Annotated in this window: 18 protein-coding genes; 10 read left to right on the plus strand and 8 right to left on the minus strand. The window is 64.1% G+C overall.

Annotated features, from left to right (window positions below):
- Position 1 precedes the first annotated feature (1 nt).
- Genes AAHK20_RS10895 through wrbA form a run of 3 tightly spaced genes read right to left on the minus strand, consistent with a single transcriptional unit; the run spans position 2 to position 2486 of the window.
- Positions 2-1438, minus strand: coding sequence for an FAD-binding oxidoreductase (locus tag AAHK20_RS10895; protein ID WP_449181460.1), 1437 nt, complete (start codon positions 1436-1438; stop codon positions 2-4).
- Between the two features lie 20 nt (positions 1439-1458).
- Positions 1459-1866: a DUF2069 domain-containing protein gene (locus AAHK20_RS10900; protein WP_449181461.1), complete on the minus strand. Its 408-nt coding sequence runs from the start codon at positions 1864-1866 to the stop codon at positions 1459-1461.
- A gap of 17 nt (positions 1867-1883) precedes the next feature.
- Positions 1884-2486, minus strand: coding sequence for an NAD(P)H:quinone oxidoreductase (gene wrbA, locus AAHK20_RS10905; RefSeq protein WP_449181462.1), 603 nt, complete (start codon positions 2484-2486; stop codon positions 1884-1886).
- A gap of 125 nt (positions 2487-2611) precedes the next feature.
- Here wrbA and AAHK20_RS10910 point away from each other — a divergent pair, with 125 nt between their 5' ends.
- Positions 2612-3964, plus strand: coding sequence for a YihY family inner membrane protein (locus tag AAHK20_RS10910; protein ID WP_449181463.1), 1353 nt, complete (start codon positions 2612-2614; stop codon positions 3962-3964).
- 15 nt (positions 3965-3979) lie between these two features.
- Here AAHK20_RS10910 and AAHK20_RS10915 read toward each other — a convergent pair whose 3' ends face one another.
- The 3 genes from AAHK20_RS10915 to AAHK20_RS10925 form a co-directional block, all read right to left on the minus strand.
- Entirely contained in the window at positions 3980-4300 is a 321-nt protein-coding gene (locus AAHK20_RS10915) for an Mpo1-like protein (RefSeq protein ID WP_449181464.1), read from the minus strand.
- A gap of 167 nt (positions 4301-4467) precedes the next feature.
- Entirely contained in the window at positions 4468-5304 is an 837-nt protein-coding gene (locus tag AAHK20_RS10920; protein ID WP_449181465.1) for an alpha/beta fold hydrolase, read from the minus strand.
- Positions 5301-6623, minus strand: coding sequence for an O-acetylhomoserine aminocarboxypropyltransferase (locus AAHK20_RS10925; RefSeq protein ID WP_449181466.1), 1323 nt, complete (start codon positions 6621-6623; stop codon positions 5301-5303). The genes AAHK20_RS10920 and AAHK20_RS10925 overlap by 4 nt, the downstream gene beginning before the upstream one ends.
- 193 nt (positions 6624-6816) lie before the next feature.
- Between AAHK20_RS10925 and AAHK20_RS10930 the strand changes: the two genes are divergently transcribed.
- The 3 genes from AAHK20_RS10930 (at position 6817) to aroC (ending at position 10653) form a co-directional block, all read left to right on the plus strand.
- Entirely contained in the window at positions 6817-7278 is a 462-nt protein-coding gene (locus AAHK20_RS10930) for a CBS domain-containing protein (RefSeq protein WP_449181467.1), read from the plus strand.
- A 250-nt stretch (positions 7279-7528) separates the two neighbouring features.
- Positions 7529-9466, plus strand: coding sequence for an MFS transporter (locus AAHK20_RS10935; RefSeq protein WP_449181468.1), 1938 nt, complete (start codon positions 7529-7531; stop codon positions 9464-9466).
- 86 nt (positions 9467-9552) lie between these two features.
- Positions 9553-10653 carry a chorismate synthase gene (aroC, locus tag AAHK20_RS10940; RefSeq protein WP_449181469.1) on the plus strand — a complete coding sequence of 367 codons (1101 nt, stop codon included), beginning with the start codon at positions 9553-9555 and terminating at the stop codon, positions 10651-10653.
- Positions 10654-10748: 95 nt separating this feature from the next.
- Here the strand turns inward: aroC and AAHK20_RS10945 are convergent, their stop codons facing one another.
- Positions 10749-12422 carry an electron transfer flavoprotein-ubiquinone oxidoreductase gene (locus tag AAHK20_RS10945; protein ID WP_449181470.1) on the minus strand — a complete coding sequence of 558 codons (1674 nt, stop codon included), beginning with the start codon at positions 12420-12422 and terminating at the stop codon, positions 10749-10751.
- Positions 12423-12597: 175 nt separating this feature from the next.
- Between AAHK20_RS10945 and AAHK20_RS10950 the strand changes: the two genes are divergently transcribed.
- Together AAHK20_RS10950 and AAHK20_RS10955 are read left to right on the plus strand one after the other, a co-directional pair.
- Positions 12598-13374, plus strand: coding sequence for an SDR family oxidoreductase (locus AAHK20_RS10950; protein WP_449181471.1), 777 nt, complete (start codon positions 12598-12600; stop codon positions 13372-13374).
- A gap of 118 nt (positions 13375-13492) precedes the next feature.
- Positions 13493-13924, plus strand: a complete 432-nt coding sequence (locus AAHK20_RS10955) for an acyl-CoA thioesterase (RefSeq protein ID WP_449181472.1) — start codon at positions 13493-13495, stop codon at positions 13922-13924.
- 48 nt (positions 13925-13972) lie between these two features.
- On the opposite strand, the gene AAHK20_RS10960 is transcribed toward AAHK20_RS10955, so the two are convergent.
- Positions 13973-14518: a helix-turn-helix transcriptional regulator gene (locus AAHK20_RS10960; protein WP_449181473.1), complete on the minus strand. Its 546-nt coding sequence runs from the start codon at positions 14516-14518 to the stop codon at positions 13973-13975.
- Positions 14519-14767: 249 nt separating this feature from the next.
- Between AAHK20_RS10960 and AAHK20_RS10965 the strand changes: the two genes are divergently transcribed.
- From AAHK20_RS10965 to AAHK20_RS10980, 4 genes are all read left to right on the plus strand, one after another.
- Positions 14768-15472, plus strand: a complete 705-nt coding sequence (locus AAHK20_RS10965) for a CoA transferase subunit A (RefSeq protein WP_449181474.1) — start codon at positions 14768-14770, stop codon at positions 15470-15472.
- A 2-nt stretch (positions 15473-15474) separates the two neighbouring features.
- Positions 15475-16116, plus strand: a complete 642-nt coding sequence (locus AAHK20_RS10970) for a CoA transferase subunit B (protein WP_449181475.1) — start codon at positions 15475-15477, stop codon at positions 16114-16116.
- 339 nt (positions 16117-16455) lie between these two features.
- Positions 16456-17370 (plus strand): alpha/beta fold hydrolase, encoded by a 915-nt coding sequence (locus AAHK20_RS10975; protein ID WP_449181476.1) that lies wholly within the window; start codon positions 16456-16458, stop codon positions 17368-17370.
- Positions 17371-17450: 80 nt separating this feature from the next.
- On the plus strand, positions 17451-17804 hold the full coding sequence (locus tag AAHK20_RS10980; RefSeq protein ID WP_449181477.1) for a RidA family protein: 354 nt from the start codon (positions 17451-17453) through the stop codon (positions 17802-17804).
- The last annotated feature ends 30 nt before the right edge of the window (positions 17805-17834 follow it).

Here is a 17834-nt window from a genome sequence, read left to right on the forward strand (position 1 = left end):
TTTAGCGTAGCACCTTGCCGGGATTCATCAGGCCGAGCGGATCGAGCGCCGTTTTCACCGCCTGCATGAGCCGCACTTCGACGGGCGATTTGTAGTGCGCGGCTTCGTCGATCTTCAATTGTCCGAGGCCGTGCTCCGCGCTGATGCTGCCGCCGTGCTTGTGCACGCTGTCGTAGACGATCCGGTTGATCGGCGCTTGATGCTGCGCGAGGAAGGCCCTTGCGTCGCCGCCTTCCGGCGCCTGCACGTTGTAGTGCAGATTGCCGTCGCCGAGATGGCCGAACGTGACCATGCGCACTCCGGGGATCGCGTGCGCGATTGCGGCGTCGGTTTCGTCGATGAACGCGCCGATGCGCGAGATCGGCACCGCGATATCGTGCTTGATGTTCAAGCCTTCCTCGGCTTGCGCGAGCGGAATGTGTTCGCGCAGGTCCCAGAACGCGCGCGATTGCGCGAGATTTTCGGCGACGACCGCATCGGCGACGAGCCCATCTTCCAGCGCGGTTTCCATCAGCCGCTCGAAGATCGCGCGTGCGTGCTCTTCGCTCTCGCTGTCCGACAGTTCGAGCAGGACGATCTGGCGATGCGGGGCGTCGAACGGATAGCGCAGCTGCGGGAAATGCTTGCCGACGAGCCGCAGGCAGAAATCCGACATCAATTCGAAGCCAGTCAAAAGCGGCCCCGTGAAGCGCTGCGTGAGCGACAGGAAATCGAGTGCGGCATGCGGCGATTCCAGTGCGGCGAGCGCCGTCACACGCGCGGCCGGCTGCGGATGCAGCTTCATGACGGCCGCCGTGATGATGCCTAGCGTGCCCTCGGCGCCGATGAAGAGATCGCGCAGATCGTAGCCGGTGTTGTCTTTGCGCAGGCCGCGCAGACCGTCCCAGATCTCGCCTTGCGGCGTCACGACTTCGAGGCCGAGGCACAGCTCGCGTGCGTTCCCGTAGCGCAGCACGCCGGTGCCGCCCGCGTTCGTCGCGAGATTGCCGCCGATCGTGCAGCTGCCTTCCGCGGCCAGGGATAGCGGAAAGAGCCGGCCGGCCTCTTGCGCCCGCGCTTGGACTTCGGCGAGGATCACGCCGGCTTCGACGGTGATCGTGTTGTTGTGCGGATCGAGCCCGCGCACGCGATTCAGGCGCGCGAGGCTCACGACCGCTTGCGCGCCGCTCGTGTCCGGCGTCGCGCCGCCTGCGAGCCCGGTATTGCCGCCTTGCGGCACGAGCGCGACGCGATGCTCGACGGCGAGCCGCACTATCGCCGCGACTTCCTGCGTATTGGCCGGCCGCAGGACGGCGCAGGCGGCGCCGTTGTAGCGGCGGCGCCAGTCGGTCAGATAGGAGGCGGTGTCGTGCGCATCGGTCAGCACGTTGACCGCGCCGATCGCGTCGCGGCACGCCGCGACGAAAGCCTGTTGGGATGCGTTGGCGGAATCGGTCATAAGTATTTCTTTCGTTATGGTCAGGCGCCGCGCCGGGCCGCGCGAGCGGCGCGCTTGAACGGGGCGACGTAGCCCAGCGCGCAAATGAAGAAGGTCACGGCGAGTGCCGCCTCGATCCATCCGAGCCGCGCGGAGAGCCCGCCGTCGGTCATGCCGCGCACGATGCCCTCGGCGAAATAGAGGAGGATCAGCATCGACGCCCATTGAAACGTGTAGACGCGGCGCTTGAGCACGCCAATGAGCGGCAAGAGAAGCGGCACGGCCTTCAGCACGAGCGCCGAGCCGCCGGGGCGCAGCGGCGCGAGCCATCCCTCCCAGACGATCGCGAGCGCGATCAAGGCGATGAGCGAAAGCGCCGCGCCTAACGCGAAGCCGCGGCGCGGGACCACTTGGGTGACGGCCTGCGTCGCGGGTGCGGTGGGCTGCATCGACGATTCCGCTGCGCTTACACGCGTTCGGTGAGCTGGGCTGCGGCTCGCGCGACGCGCACGCCAAGCGCGACCGCAAGCGTCTTCTCGTCAGCCGAGATGCCGCCGTCGCCGGAGCCCGCGCGCGCGTGATGCGAGGCGCCGTACGGCGTGCCGCCGCCTTGCGTCGTGGTGAGCGTGCTCTCGGTGTACGGGATGCCGAGGATCAGCATGCCGTGATGGAGGAGGGGCAGCATCATCGACAGCAGCGTCGTTTCCTGCCCGCCGTGGAGGCTGCCCGTCGACGTGAACACGCAGGCCGGCTTGCCGGCGAGCGCGCCCGATAGCCACTGGGGCGTCGTGCCGTCGAGAAAGTATTTGAGCGAGGCGGCCATGTTGCCGAAGCGGGTCGGCGAGCCGAGCGCGAGACCGGAGCATTCCTCGAGATCGCGAAGCTCCGCGTAAGGCGGGCCGTCAGCGGGGATGTCGGGCTGCGTCGCCTCGCAGACGGTCGAGACGGGCGGCACGGTGCGGATGCGCGCCTGCACGCCGGGGACGCTGTCGATGCCTTGCGCGATGGCGAGCGCCAACTCGCGCGTGGCGCCGTGGCGGCTGTAATAAAGTACAAGAACGTCTTTCATAAACCTCTCAAGAAACCGCCGGGCCGCCTCGCGTTTTCCACCCCGCGGGAGGTCCGCCCGGGGGCTCACGCGCAGCGGCAGCGCTAGGGGCGCTCATCGATGAGCGGCTATTATAGGAGGCTGAGATGCCCGTTGCCTGGCGCCCGGCGCCAAATAGGAGAAGGTTTTTGCCGAAGCTGAGTCTGGATTTCGATACGATCAAACGTCTTGCGCAGTTCGCCGCGAAGCGCAGCAGCGAAGACCGTATTCCGCAAGTGGCCGGCAGCCTCACATTCACGACGATGCTCGCGCTCGTGCCGCTCGCGACGGTGGCGTTCGCCCTCTTTACCGCGTTTCCGATTTTCTCGTCGTTCCAGGCTTCGCTGCAGGGGTTCCTCGCCGACCACCTGATGCCTGACCAGATCAACAACCAGATCTTCAACTATCTGAACCAGTTCGCGACGAAGGCCAAGGGCCTCACGACGATGGGGATGATCGTGCTCTTCGTCACGGCGGTGATGACGATGATGACCGTCGAGTCGGCATTCAACGTGATCTGGCGCGTGACCAAGTCGCGGCCGTTTGCGCAGCGCGTGCTCGTCTATTGGTCGATCGTCACGCTCGGGCCGCTTTTGATCGGCGTGAGTCTTTCGATCTCGTCGTACTTGTTCACGCGCTCGCCGTTCTTTGCCGGCTTGCGCGTCTCGGCATTGATCGACTGGGCGCTGACCGGCGCGGCGCTGCCGCTCACGGCGCTCGCGTTCACGATGCTCTACGTCTACATGCCGAATTGCGTCGTGCAATGGCGCGACGCGGCGGTCGGCGGCCTATGCGCGGCGATCGCGTTCGAATTGACGAAGCGCGGCTTCGGCTTTTACGTCCGCCGGATTCCGACTTACACGGCCGTGTATGGCGCCTTCGCGACCGTGCCGATGTTTCTGCTGTGGATGTACCTGTGCTGGTTCATCACGCTTGCGGGCGCGATGATCGCATCGGCGCTGCCGGCGATACGCATCGGCCAGTTTCATCGGCAGCGCTATCCGGGCGGCGATCTGCTCGACGCGCTCGAACTGCTCGCGCGTCTCGATGAGGCGCGCGAGGCGGGTCAACCAGGCCACACCGTGCCGGAGCTCGCGCGCATGCTCCGCTGCGACATGGACACCGCCACCGACCTGATCGCCCAGCTCAGCAAACGGGAATGGGTGGCGCGTCTCGAAAGCGACGGACGGCTCGCGCGTTACGTGCTGCTCGCGAATCCGTCGCAGATTACCGTTGGCCGGCTTTTCGATCTGTTCGTGATTGATCGCGCCGAACTCGAATATCAATTGCGGCTCGCTCCGACGCGTGTCGATTGCACGAGCTTGCTCGGCGCCCTCGACAACGAGAAGCTCGATATTTCTCTCGCGGCGTTGCTGACGGCACGCAAGGCGCGCGAAACGCTCGCCGTCGACGACACCGGCGCGGCGCAAACGATGCCACACCAGGCGGCGGGGCTGTAACGCCGGCTTGGCCCGCTACAGCGATATCTTCCCGACGCAGATGTCCTTGAACATCACCCAATCGCCCATGAGGCTGTAGAGAGGGTGGCGGAAAGTGGCAGGGCGGTTCTTCTCGAACGCGAAGTGGCCGATCCACGCGAAGCCGTAGCCGCACAGGATCGCAGCCGGCAGCCACAGCCAGTCGCCGGTTGCGATCGCCATCGCGAAGCAGCCGATCACGCCCAGCGAACCGACGAAATGCAGCCGGCGGCACGTGACGTTGCGATGCTCCCCGAGATAAAACGGATAGAACTCCGCGAAACTCGCGAAGTGATCGGTTTGAGCGGTGTGAGCCATCATCGCCTCCTTTGCTCCGGGCTTGATTGCCTGTTCGCGGCCTGCGCCAAGCAATCGAGCAAATTCAATTCCATCAAATAGTTAGATTCATTTTGCTGCGATTGGTGCGGGCGCGCAACTTGGCCATTCGGCCGATGGTGCAGTCGCCCACATGCCGTTATCGTGAATCAACGCTGGGTTCCGGAGCGAAGCGGCGCTGCGAAGCTGAATAGCGCGTCGAGCGTGGCGTCGGGCTGTTCGGACATCAGGGCGTGGCCGGCCTCGAGCGTCACCGTATCGACCGCTACGCCGGCCGCGCTCAGGGCGTCCACGAGCGCGCGCGTGGCGCGCGGCGGCGTCATCGCGTCTTTTCTGCCGAGCACGAGGCGCACCGGGCAGCGCACCTGCGCCGCGCGTGCGAGCCCGTCGGCATATTGATTGCACGCCGTAAAGTCGGTGTGAAAGAGCTGCGGTTCGCCGTTTGCCGCGATGCGCTCCATCAGGCGCTGGTTCATGCCGTGCAGCCAGAAGCCGGGGCCGGGAGCCGACGGCTTGGCGGCGATCGTCGAATGCGACCAGTTGTTGACTAGCTCGATCGCCTCGCTTTCGCGATTGAGCGCCGCATCGAGCAGCGCGTCGGAGACGGCCATTGGCACGGCCGTCGCGACGAGCGCGAGCCGGGCGGCGCGCGCCGGATAGCGGGCAGCAAAATCGAGCGCGACGAGCGAGCCCATGCTGTGCCCGGCGACGAACGCCGCGTCGGCGCCCACTGCATCGAGGAGCGCGGCGAGCCAGTCGGCGAGCGCGCCGATGCTGGTTAGGGCGGGGCCCGCGCTGCGGCTGTGGCCGGGCAGATCGACGGCCAGCACGTTGAAGCCGTGATGCGCGAAATAGCGGCTTTGCAGCGCCCAGACGCTGTGGTCGTGCTGCGCGCCGTGGATGAACACGGCAGTGGGCAGGGCGCGGTCGAAGCGCTTGCCGCCGGTGTAGGCGTAAGCGGCGGCGCCGTTGAGGTCGATGATCATGCGGCCCCCTTGTTCGCGGGCGCCGGCGTTGCCGCCGACTTCGCTGCGGCCTTGAGCGCGCGCTTGAGATCGTCGATCAGGTCGTCGGGGTCTTCGAGGCCGATCGACAGGCGGATCGTGCCTTCCGTGATGCCGGCGGCGGCGAGCGCCGCGGCGTCCATGCGGAAGTGCGTGGTCGACGCCGGGTGGATGACGAGCGAGCGTGCATCGCCGACGTTCGCCAGATGCGAGAACAGCGTGAGCGCTTCGATGAAGCGGCGGCCCGCGGCGCGGTCGCCGCGCAGGTTGAAGCTGAACACGGCACCCGCGCCGCGCGGCAGCAGACGCTTGGCGAGCGCGTGGTCCGGATGTGACTCGAGTTCCGGATAGGCGACCGATTCGACGGCCGCGTGCGCCACCAGGAACTCGACGACGCGGCGCGTGTTGGCGACGTGCCGTTCCATGCGCAGCGGCAGCGTCTCGATGCCTTGCAGCAGTTGCCATGCGGCTTGCGGGTGCAGACAGGCGCCGAAGTCGCGTAGTCCTTCGCGGCGCGCGCGCAGCAGAAACGGCGCAACCGTACTTTCCTCGGCGAACACCATGCCGTGAAAGCCGTCGTACGGCTCGGTCAGCTCCGGAAAGCGGCCCGACGCGACGAAGTCGAACGTGCCGCCGTCGACCAGCACGCCGCCGATGGTCGTGCCGTGGCCGCCCAGGAATTTGGTCGCCGAGTGATAGACGAAATCGGCGCCATGCTCGAACGGCTTCAGCAGATACGGCGTGGTGAAGGTCGAATCGACGAGGAGAGGCACGCGATGCTCGTGCGCGATCTGCGCAACCGCGGCGATATCGAGGACGTCGAGTCCAGGATTGCCGAGCGTCTCGCCGAACAGAAGGCGCGTGTTCGGCCGCAGCGCCGCGCGCCATCCCGCGAGATCGCCGGGCTTGACGAAGGTCGTCTCGACGCCGAAGCGCCGCAGCGTGTAGTTCAGGAGGTTATGCGAGCCGCCGTAGAGCGCGTTCGACGCTACGATGTGCGAGCCGGCGCCCATCAGCGTCGCGATCGCGAGATGCAGCGCGGCTTGCCCGCTCGCCGTTCCGATCGCCCCCGCGCCGTTCTCGAGCGCGGCCACGCGCTCTTCGAAGACGGCCACGGTCGGGTTCGAGATCCGCGAATAGACGTGGCCTGAGCGCTCCATGTTGAAGAGCGCTGCCGCGTGGTCGGTGTCGCGGAACGAGAAGGAGGTGGTCTGGTAGATCGGCGTGGCGCGCGCGCCGGTCGTGGGGTCTGGGGCTGCGCCGGCATGCAGCGCAAGCGTGTCGAAACGATTGGCGGACATCGGGGGCGGCGGGGCCGTTTTTCTCGAACGGCGCCCGCAATGGTTGAAGTGGCGGCCATCGTATCACTGCGCCGTATGGCTTCAAGCCCGTCGCGGGCAAACCCGTAGGGCGCGTCGGCAGGCGCGCTGGCTTTCCTTTTGAGGGGCTTTCCGCTACGATCAAACGTCAGTTGTGCTTTATCGGGAGACAAATATGAAGGTCAGCGACATTCTAAAAGTGAAGGGCAACACCTTGTTCACGGTTACGCCCGATGCGTCGCTGCATGAGGCAGTGGATACGATGGCCGAACACGATATCGGTTCGCTCGTCGTGATGGAGTATGGCGAGTTGGTCGGCATGCTCACGTTCCGTGAAATCATCATGACGCTGCACAAGAACGCGGGCAGCGTCGGCACGTCGTCGATCCGCAAGGTCATGGACGATCATCCGCTCACCTGCACGCCGGAAACCGACGTCAACGAAGTGCGGCGAATGATGCTCGAACATCACGTCCGCTATCTGCCGGTGCTCGAGAGCCGCACGCTGATGGGCGTGATCTCGTTCTACGACGTGGCGAAGGCGGTGGTCGAAGAGCAGGGCTTCGAAAATCGGATGCTGAAGGCGTATATCCGGGATTGGCCGGAAGAAGAGCCGGAGCAGCGCGAAACGCGTTAGCCCGTTGGCCCGGCGCCGTGAGCGGCGGGCGCAAGCGTGTCCGCCACGGTGTTTTGTTGCAATGCGGAATAACGCGGCGCCCAGTTCAATCGATCCGGAAAAAAGCGCGCGCTCAATGCGCGCTTTTTCTTGTGTCGACCAGAGTAAGGCTCGTTTCATATCGCCGCCATACCATTGCACGGCACACCGGTAGCGAACACGGCCCAACTTGGCGGCCGCCGATCGACCCTCTCGACACTTCCCCGACCGCATGAGCGATCACCCCATCTCGACCGCGCAACGCGAACGTCATGCCGAGCGCGAGCATCACTCCCAGTTCGGCCTGCTGCGCGAGCGCCGGTTCGCGCCGTTCTTCTGGACGCAATTCCTCGGCGCGCTCAACGACAACGTATTCAAAGTCGGCTTCACGTCGCTCGTCACCTATCAAACCGCGCGCTTTTCCGGCGTCGACGCGAAAACGGCCGCCTTCCTGATCTCCGCGATTTTCATCGTCCCTTTCGTGCTGTTTTCGGCGACGTCGGGACAAATCGCGGACAAATACGACAAAGCCACGCTCACGCGCTTCGTGAAGACGTTCGAAATCGCGGTGATGCTGGTGGGCGGCGCGGGCTTCTGGATGCATAGCGCGCCGTTGCTCTACGCGTGCACGTTCCTGATGGGCGTCCATTCGACGCTGTTTGGTCCGGTCAAGTACGCCTATCTGCCGCAGCATCTGAACGATCGCGAATTAGTCGGCGGCAACGGCCTCGTCGAAATGGGGACCTTCGTCGCGATCCTGATCGGCACGATCATCGGCGGTGCGGCGGCAGGATTCGTCGAGCACGGCGCGGCGATTCTCGCATTCGGCTGCGTTGCGATCGCGCTGGTCGGGCGCACGGTGTCGACGTTTGTGCCGGTGTCGGCCGCGCCGCAGCCGGATTTGCGGATCAACTGGAATCCGGTGACGGAGACGTGGCGCAACCTCGCGCTCGCCCGCGAGAACCGCACGGTGTTCCTGAGCCTGCTCGGCATCTCGTGGCTGTGGTTCGTCGGTGCGACGTTTCTCACTTCGTTCTTCAATTTCGCGAAAGACGTGCTCTCGGCTAATCCGGACGTCGTCACGGTGCTGCTCGCCACGTTCTCGCTCGGTATCGGCATCGGGTCGCTGCTGTGCGAGCGGCTGTCGAAGCGGCGCGTCGAAATCGGGCTCGTGCCGCTTGGGTCGATCGGCATGAGCGTGTTCGCGATCGATCTTTACTTCGCGAGCCATGCGTTGCCGCCGGCGGGGCATCTGCTATCCGTCGGCGAATTTCTCGCGCAGCTCGGACACTGGCGCATCCTCGCGGACCTGTTCCTGCTCGCGATGTTCGGCGGCTTCTACAGCGTGCCGCTCTACGCGCTGATCCAAAGCCGCAGCCAGCCGACGCACCGCGCGCGCATCATCGCCGCGAACAACATTCTGAATTCGTTCTTCATGATCGTGTCGGCGCTGATGGCGATCGCACTGACGTCTTTTGGTGTAAGCATTCCCGGCATCTTTCTGACCACGGCGCTGCTCAATGTCGTGGTCGCGAGCTACATCTATTCGCTCGTGCCGGAATTCCTGTTGCGATTCATGGCGTGGGTGCTCGTGCACACGTTCTATCGCATTCGTCTTGTGCATCCGGAGCGCATTCCGGAGACTGGCGCGGCCGTGCTCGTTTGCAATCACGTGAGCTTCGTCGACGCGGTCGTCATCATGGCCGAAAGCCCGCGCCCGATCCGTTTCGTGATGGACCATCACATTTTCCGGACGCCGATCGTCGGCTGGCTGTTCCGCCATGCGAAGGCGATTCCGATCGCGCCGGCGCACGAGGATGCCGCGATGCTCAAGCGTGCCTACGATCAGTGCGCTGCGGCGCTTGCCGAGGGCGATCTCGTTTGCATCTTTCCGGAAGGCAAGCTGACGAAAACCGGCGACATCAATCCGTTCAAGCACGGCGTAAGCGAGATCATCGCGCGCACGCCGGTGCCCGTGGTGCCGATGGCGCTGCGGGGACTCTGGGGAAGCGTGTTTTCTCGCGCGAATGACGCGCGTTGGCCGCGGCCGGTCAAAAAAGGCGTCATGAGCCGCTTGACGCTTGCGGTGGCGGAACCGCTCGACCCGCACGCAGCGACGCCGGAGGCATTGCAGCAGATCGTCGCCGAGCTGCGCGGCGCGCGCAAATAGCGCCGGCAGCCGCGCGGGGCGGGGGGCGTCGCGATTAACCGGCTGGTATAGTAGCGGTCTCCCCGATTTTCTTTTGGACGACGCTCATGTCCGGCAATACTCTCGGTACGCTTTTCACCGTCACGACGTTCGGTGAATCGCATGGTCCCGCTATCGGCTGCGTGATCGACGGCTGCCCTCCCGGCATGGCCTTGACTGCTGAAGACATCCAGATCGAACTCGATCGCCGCAAGCCCGGCACGTCGCGCCACGTGACGCAGCGCCAGGAAGAGGACAAGGTCGAGATCCTGTCGGGCGTGTTCGAGAACGTGACGACCGGCGCGCCAATCGCGCTCCTGATCCGCAATACCGATCAGCGCAGCAAGGACTACGGCAACATCGTCGACACGTTTCGTCCCGGCCACGCCGACTACACCTACTGGCAGAAATACGGCATCCGCGATTATCGCGGCGGCGGCCGTTCGTCGGCGCGCTTGACGGCGCCGACGGTGGCGGCAGGGGCGGTCGCGAAGAAGTGGCTGCGCGAGCATTTGAATGTCGAGGTGCGCGGCTACATGAGCGCGCTCGGCGAGATCGACGTGCCGTTCATCGACTGGTCGCACGTGCGCGAGAATCCGTTCTTCGTGCCGAACGCCGAGATCGTGCCGCAACTGGAAGCCTATATGGATGCGTTGCGCAAAGATGGCGACTCGATCGGCGCGCGTATCAATGTGGTGGCGTCGGGCGTGCCGGTCGGCTTGGGCGAGCCTTTGTTCGATCGGCTGGATGCCGATATCGCGCACGCGATGATGGGCATCAACGCGGTGAAGGGCGTCGAGATCGGCGCGGGCTTCGAAAGCGTGCGGCAACGCGGCTCGGTCCACGGCGACGAGCTGACACCCGAGGGCTTCGTCGGCAACAACGCGGGCGGCGTGCTCGGCGGCATCTCGACGGGACAGGACATCACGGTCTCGATCGCCATCAAGCCGACGTCGAGCATTCGCACGCCGCGCCGCTCGATCGACAAAGCGGGCGAACCGGCTGTCGTCGAGACCTTCGGGCGGCATGATCCGTGCGTCGGCATTCGCGCGACGCCGATCGCCGAGTCGATGCTCGCGCTCGTGCTGATCGATCACGCGTTGCGTCATCGCGCGCAATGCGGCGATGTTGTCGTGACGACGCCGAAGATCGCGGCGAGCGCGCCTTAAGCGACAGAGCGGGGCATAAGCCGCCTAGCAGCAATAGGCGGTATCGCAAGAAAAAGGGCGCTGAGGCGCCCTTTTTCAGTTGATGATCAACGGCGTCACATATTCGGGTAGTTCGGTCCGCCGCCGCCTTCCGGCGTGACCCACACGATGTTCTGCGTCGGATCTTTGATGTCGCAGGTCTTGCAGTGCACGCAGTTCTGCGCGTTGATTTGCAGACGATCGCTGCCGTCGTCGTTCTTCACGAACTCATAGACCGCCGCCGGGCAGAAGCGCCCCTCGGGACCGGCATACGTGCGCAGGTTCACGTTCACCGGCACCGAAGCATCCTTGAGCGTCAAATGCGCCGGCTGGTTTTCCTCGTGATTCGTGTTGGAGATGAATACAGAGGACAAACGGTCGAACGTCAGCTTGCCGTCCGGCTTCGGATAGTCGATCGGCTTGCACTGCGAGGCGGGCTTGAGCGTCTCGTGGTCCGCGTGCTTGTGGTGTAGCGTCCACGGCACGTTGCCGCCGAGCAGCTTCTGCTCGAGCCCGACCATCAGCGTGCCGAGATACAGGCCCTTGCTCATCCACTGCTTGAAGTTGCGCGAGCGATGGAGTTCGCTGTGCAGCCACGAGGTCTTGAACGACTCGGGATACGCGGTGAGCTCGTCGCTTTGACGGCCTGCCTGCACGGCATCGAACGCCGCTTCGGCCGCGAGCATGCCGGTCTTGATCGCCGCGTGCGAACCCTTGATGCGCGACACATTCAGGAAGCCCGCATCGTCACCGACCAGCGCGCCGCCCGGAAACACCAGCTTCGGCAGCGACATCAAGCCGCCCGCCGTGATCGCCCGCGCGCCGTACGAGACGCGCTTGCCGCCGTCGAGGTAGGCGCGGATCGTCGGATGCGTCTTGTAACGCTGGAATTCTTCGAACGGCGAAAGATACGGGTTCGTGTAGGCCAGACCGACCACGAAACCCACCATCACCTGGTTGTTGTCGATGTGATAGAGGAACGAGCCGCCGTAGGTGTCGGTATCGAGCGGCCAGCCGGCCGTGTGGATCACCAGACCCGGCTGGTGCTTGGCCGGATCGATTTCCCACAGCTCTTTGATGCCGATGCCATAGACCTGCGGATCGGAGTCCTTGTTGAGCTTGAACTTCTCGTTCAGCTGGCGACCCAGATGCCCGCGGCAGCCTTCGCAGAAGAGCGTGTATTTCGCGTGCAACTCCATGCCGAGCTGGAAGTTCTCGGTGGGCTCGCCATCCTTGCCGACGCCCATGTTGCCAGTGACGACGCCCTTCACCGAGCCGTCGTCGTTGTACAAGACCTCAGCGGCCGGAAAGCCCGGGAAGATTTCGACGCCCAGCGCTTCGGCCTGCTGGCCGAGCCAGCGTGTGACGTTGGCGAGGCTGATCACGTAGTTGCCGTGATTCTTGAAGTTGTCCGGCAGCGCCCAATTGGGCGTCTTGACGGCGCCTTTCTCCGAGAGGAACAGGAACCGGTCTTCGGTCACCTCGACATTGAGCGGAGCGCCTTTTTCCTTCCAGTCGGGAATCAGCTCGTTGATCGCGCGAGGGTCCATGACCGCACCCGACAGAATGTGCGCGCCGATCTCCGACCCCTTCTCGAGCACGCAGACGCCGATTTCGGCGCCTTTTTCCGCCGCCAATTGCTTTAGCCGGATCGCCGCAGAAAGCCCAGCGGGGCCGCCGCCGACGATCACGACGTCGTACTCCATCGACTCGCGCGGGCCGTATTGCTCGATGAGACTTTCGGGGGTCATTGGGGCTCCTCTACCGTTAGAATGCTTTTTTCGGGTTCGTATTGTCAGGGAACGGTCGGACTGCCGCAACCGCATCTGTGCAGATTAGCACGATCGTTCTATTTTGTGATAGGGTGTCGCCGCGCAAGTGTGGCGAGCCTGCGATCCGCAAACCTTCACCAAACAAGGAATGACAATGGGCCGTTCGATCAATCTAGAAGGCAAAGTCGCCCTGATCACTGGCGCGTCGAGCGGGCTTGGCAAGCGCTTCGCGCAAGTGCTGTCGCAAGCGGGCGCGAAGGTGGTGCTGGCCAGCCGCCGCGTCGAGCGGCTGAAAGAGCTGCGCGCCGAGATCGAGGCATCCGGCGGCGCGGCGCACGTCGTTTCACTCGACGTGACCGACTACCAGAGCATCAAGTCGGCGGTTGCGCACGCGGAAACCGAAGCGGGCACGATCGATATCCTCGTCAACAACTCTGGCGTGTCGACGACGCAGAAACTCACCGATGTCACGCCTGCCGATTTCGAGTACGTGTTCGACACCAACACGCGCGGCGCCTTCTTCGTCGCGCAGGAAGTGGCGAAGCGAATGATGATGCGCGCGGGCGGCGCGCAGAAGCCGGCTTACCGGATCATCAATATCGCGTCGGTCGCGGGCTTGAGGGTGCTGCCGCAAATCGGCCTCTATTCGATGAGCAAGGCGGCCGTCGTGCACATGACGAAGGCGATGGCGCTCGAATGGGGTCGCCACGGCATCAACGTGAACGCGATTTGCCCCGGCTATATCGACACGGAGATCAACCACCATCATTGGTCGACCGAACAGGGGCAAAAGCTGATGTCGATGCTGCCGCGCCGCCGCGTCGGCCAGCCGGAGGATCTCGATGGCCTGCTCTTGCTGCTCGCCGCCGATGAATCGCAATTCGTCAACGGCGCGGTGATTTCCGCCGACGACGGGTTCGGTCTCGCCTAGTCCTGAGGCTTTCCGCCGTTCGGGTCGTTGCGCCCGGCGGCGCCGGCGCACGGCATCGATAGACGCCTGCGCCGGGCACTACCCCGATTTTCCTTTGTAGAAGAGCAGAAGAAGTTCGATGAGCGATTACCACCCTGTTTTTGAGATGTCGATGCCGATCCGCTGGGGCGACATGGACGCCTTCGGCCACGTGAACAACACGGTTTATTTCCGCTACATGGAGCAGGTGCGGATTTCGTGGTTCGAGCATCTCGGTCTTATCGGCAATCACGAGGACGGGCAGGGGCCGGTGATCGTGAACGCGTCGATGGAGTTCTTGAAGCAATTGCACTATCCGGGCGACGTGATCGGCCGGATGACGATCGGCAAGCCGGGCCGCAGCAGCTTCGATACCGGGTTCGAGCTGATGCGCGCCGATGACCCCGGCCAGCTCTACGCGCGCGGCAATGCGCGCTGTGTGTGGATCGATTACGCGGCGGGCAAGTCGGTGCCGATTCCGGACTTGCTGCGCGATACCCTCGAAAACGCCGTGCTGATCAAGGCGTCTTGAGCGCGGCCGTCCGATTCGCGCGCCTTCGCCGGGCTCGCCGCCGCCCGGCTAATTCCCCAGCAGCCTCTGCAGCAGTTCAGTCGCGTTGCCCGTCCCGTACTTGCGCATCAGTCTCGCACGGTAGACATCGACCGTGCGCGAGCTGATGTCGAGCGCGCGTCCGATCTGCTTGCTCGTCTTGCCTGTCGCGAGCAGCGCGGCGATCTCGCGCTCGCGCGGCGTCAGTTCGACAGCGACGCGGCGCGTCGCGCTCAAGTCCTCGAAAGTCCAGACGCCCGCCGCGAGCGGCGCGCGCCGGTCGAGCGCGCGTCCCGTCACATGACACCAGAACAGTTCGCCCGTCGCACGCTTCATGATGCGGTCGTCCGCATAGCTGCCCTGCGCCGTCATGATCGGACTAATGCGCTCGCCGATCCGCTCGAACTCCGCGGGCGACGGGTAGAGCACTTGAAACGACTGCCCGATCAGCGCCTCGCGTGCGCAACCAAAGATTGCGGCCACCGCGTCGTTGCAGTCCTCGATAATGCGGTCACGCGACAGCACGAGGCCGATCGGCGCGAGTTGGAAGGCGGTCTGATAATCGATCTGGGGCATGGTTGAAGCGGTGCGGGGACAAACCCGCCGGGCGATTGCTTATGTATTTTTGCGTATTGTGCCGTAAGGCCCGCGCATCGTACCCTTTCTCAAATCACATCACGACGGTACGCGCGCCACGGTTTGTCCGGGTTCACGCCGGCATTTTCCGTAGATGACTAGAATGATGAGGCATCGGAACCGTTCGATGCTGACCGCGCCGATCCGGTTTATTCGGTTTCCAAGTCGAGGAAAGGAAGGGACACACAGATGAACAAAGTCTATCCAAGCGCGTCCGCCGCGCTCGAAGGCATCGTCGAGGACGGGCAGACCTTCGCCGTCGGCGGCTTCGGTTTGTGCGGCATTCCCGAGGCGCTGATCGCGGCGTTGCGCGATTCGGGCGTCAAGGGCATCACCTGCATCAGCAATAACGCGGGCGTCGACGGTTTCGGCCTCGGCCTTCTGCTCACGACGCGGCAGATCAAGAAGATGATCTCGTCGTATGTCGGCGAGAACAAGGAGTTCGAGCGTCAATATCTGGCCGGCGAACTCGAACTCGAATTCACGCCCCAAGGCACGCTCGCTGAAAAGCTGCGCGCGGGCGGCGCGGGCATCCCCGCATTCTTCACGAACACCGGCTACGGCACGATCATCGCGGAAGGTAAGGAGACGCGCCAGTTCGGCGACCGTCAGTACGTGCTCGAACCGTCGCTCACGGCCGACGTCGCGCTGGTCAAAGCCTGGAAGGCGGACAAATCCGGCAATCTGATCTACCGCCGCACCGCGCGCAACTTCAACCCGATGTGCGCGATGGCCGGCAAGATCACGGTCGCCGAGGTCGAGGAGATCGTCGAAGTCGGCGAGCTCGATCCGGACGCGATCCATACCCCCGGCATCTTCGTGCAGCGCATCGTGCTCAATGCGCATCCGGAAAAACGCATCGAACAACGCATCGTCCGCGCGAAAGGAGAGTGATCATGGCATGGACTCGTGACGAAATGGCCGCGCGCGCGGCGAAAGAATTGCAGGACGGCTTCTATGTGAACCTCGGCATCGGCCTGCCGACGCTGGTTGCCAACCACGTGCCGCCGGGTGTCGAAGTGTGGCTGCAATCGGAGAACGGTCTGCTCGGCATCGGCCCGTCGCCGTACGAAGAGGAAGTCGACGCCGATCTCATCAACGCCGGCAAGCAGACGGTGACGACGCTGCCGGGTTCGTCGATCTTCTCGTCGGCCGATTCGTTTGCGATGATTCGCGGCGGCCACATCAATCTCGCGATCCTCGGCGCCATGCAGATCAGCAAGAAGGGCGACCTCGCGAACTGGATGATCCCCGGCAAGATGATCAAGGGGATGGGCGGCGCGATGGACTTGGTCGCGGGTGTGAAGCGCGTGGTCGTGCTGATGGAGCATGTCGCGAAGGGCGATCAGCACAAGATCCTCGAAGAATGCACGCTGCCGTTGACGGGCGTGGGCGTCGTCGATCGGATCATCACCGATCTCGGCGTGATCGACGTGACCGAAGACGGGCTGAAGCTCGTCGAGTTGGCCAATGGCGTGACGGTCGACGAAATCAAGGCGAAAACGGGTGCGCCGCTCGATGTGAGCGCGGTGCACTGACGTCTCTCCAGCCGGCTTTGCCGGCGGAGAAGCGATCCGGGAGAACGGGTGGGGCGAAAGCCCCGCCCGTTTTTTCTTGTCGACCCAAGTTTGTGCTTTAGCGCTTACTTGGGTCCCATGCTGTGGTTGCCTGGAGTTGGCGCTTTAGCGCTTACTCCAAGCCCACAGTGAGTGCATCGATCTCGTGGTGCCGGCGAAGCGCGTTGGCCGTTTGGCCAGGCGTTCCGATATCTCAAAGCGTTTACAATCGACGGCATGTTCAACGTGCTGGCCCAAGCCTTTCGCGACGATGCCGCGTATCGCGTCGTTCGTCCGCTCCCAAGCCCAAGGAAAGCTCAGATGACCACTACACCCGCTGCATCTTCCGCCGCTACGCTTTCGTCCGTGCCGCGCCAACGTTACGTGCAATGCGCGAGCGCGAGCGGTCTGCATCGTGTTGCCTATACCGAGTGGGGCGATCCGGCGAATCCGCGCGTGCTCGTGTGCGTGCATGGGCTCACGCGTTCGGGCCGCGACTTCGACCGGGTGGCCGCGGCGCTTTCCGATGTCTACCGGGTGGTGTGTCCCGACGTGGCGGGACGCGGCTTGTCCGATTGGCTCGGCAACCCGAATCAATACGTGGTGCCTCAGTACGTCGCCGATATGGTCACGCTCATCGCGCGGCTCGACGTGGAGTCGGTCGACTGGTTCGGCACGTCGATGGGCGGATTGATCGGGCTCGGTCTTGCCGGCTTGCCCAATTCTCCGATCAGAAAGCTGCTGCTCAACGACATTGGTCCGCATATCGAGCCGGCGTCGCTCGAGCGCATCGGGGAATATCTCGGCAAACCCGCGCGCTTCGCTACCAAGCAGGAGGGCATCGACCATGCGGCTGCGCTTGCCGAGTCGTTCGGGGCGTTGACACCGCAGGAATGGAGCGAGATCAACACGCCGCTCTTGCGCGAGCGCGAGGACGGCGCTTGGGAGTTTCGTTACGATCCTCGCGTCGCGGTGCCGTTCGCCGCGACGACGCCCGAGATGAGCGCCGCCGGCGAGGCGGCCCTTTGGGGCTCGCTCGCGGTGACGCCTGGACCGGTGCTCGTCGTGCGCGGCGCGGAGTCGGACTTGCTGTCGCGCGAGACGGTCGCGCAAATGGTCGAGCGCGGGCAGGCGGTATCGAGCGTCGAAGTCGCGGGCGTCGGTCACGCGCCGGCGTTCCTCGACGCGGCGCAGATCGACATTGCGCGCCGCTTCTTCGTCGGCGACGCGTCATAATATGAGGTTGTGCGGGACGACACGACCCTGTCCCCGCGGTCACTTTCGATAAACGCATACTCATTCATTCAGGACACTCCATGGCAGTCATTCGTCATCACGTCGGTGCGCGTCTTTCTGAAATCGCGATTCACAACGGCACGGTTTATCTCGCCGGCCAGATCGCGGACGACACGGAGCAGGACATCAGCGGCCAGACGCGCGAAGTGCTCGGCCATATCGACCGCTTGCTTGCCGAAGCGAATAGCGACAAGTCGCTTCTGCTATCGGTGCAGATCTATATTTCGGACATGGCGGACTTCGGCGGCATGAACGCCGTGTGGGACACCTGGGTTGCGGCTGGCGCGACGCCGCCGCGCGCGACCGTCGAGTCGAAGCTCGCGAATCCGAAGTGCCTCGTTGAAATCGTGATCGTGGCCGCGCAGCGGGATTGATATCCATTGAGTTCAAGTTTTTGCTTGCGT

Source organism: Trinickia camelliae, from assembly GCF_053525655.1.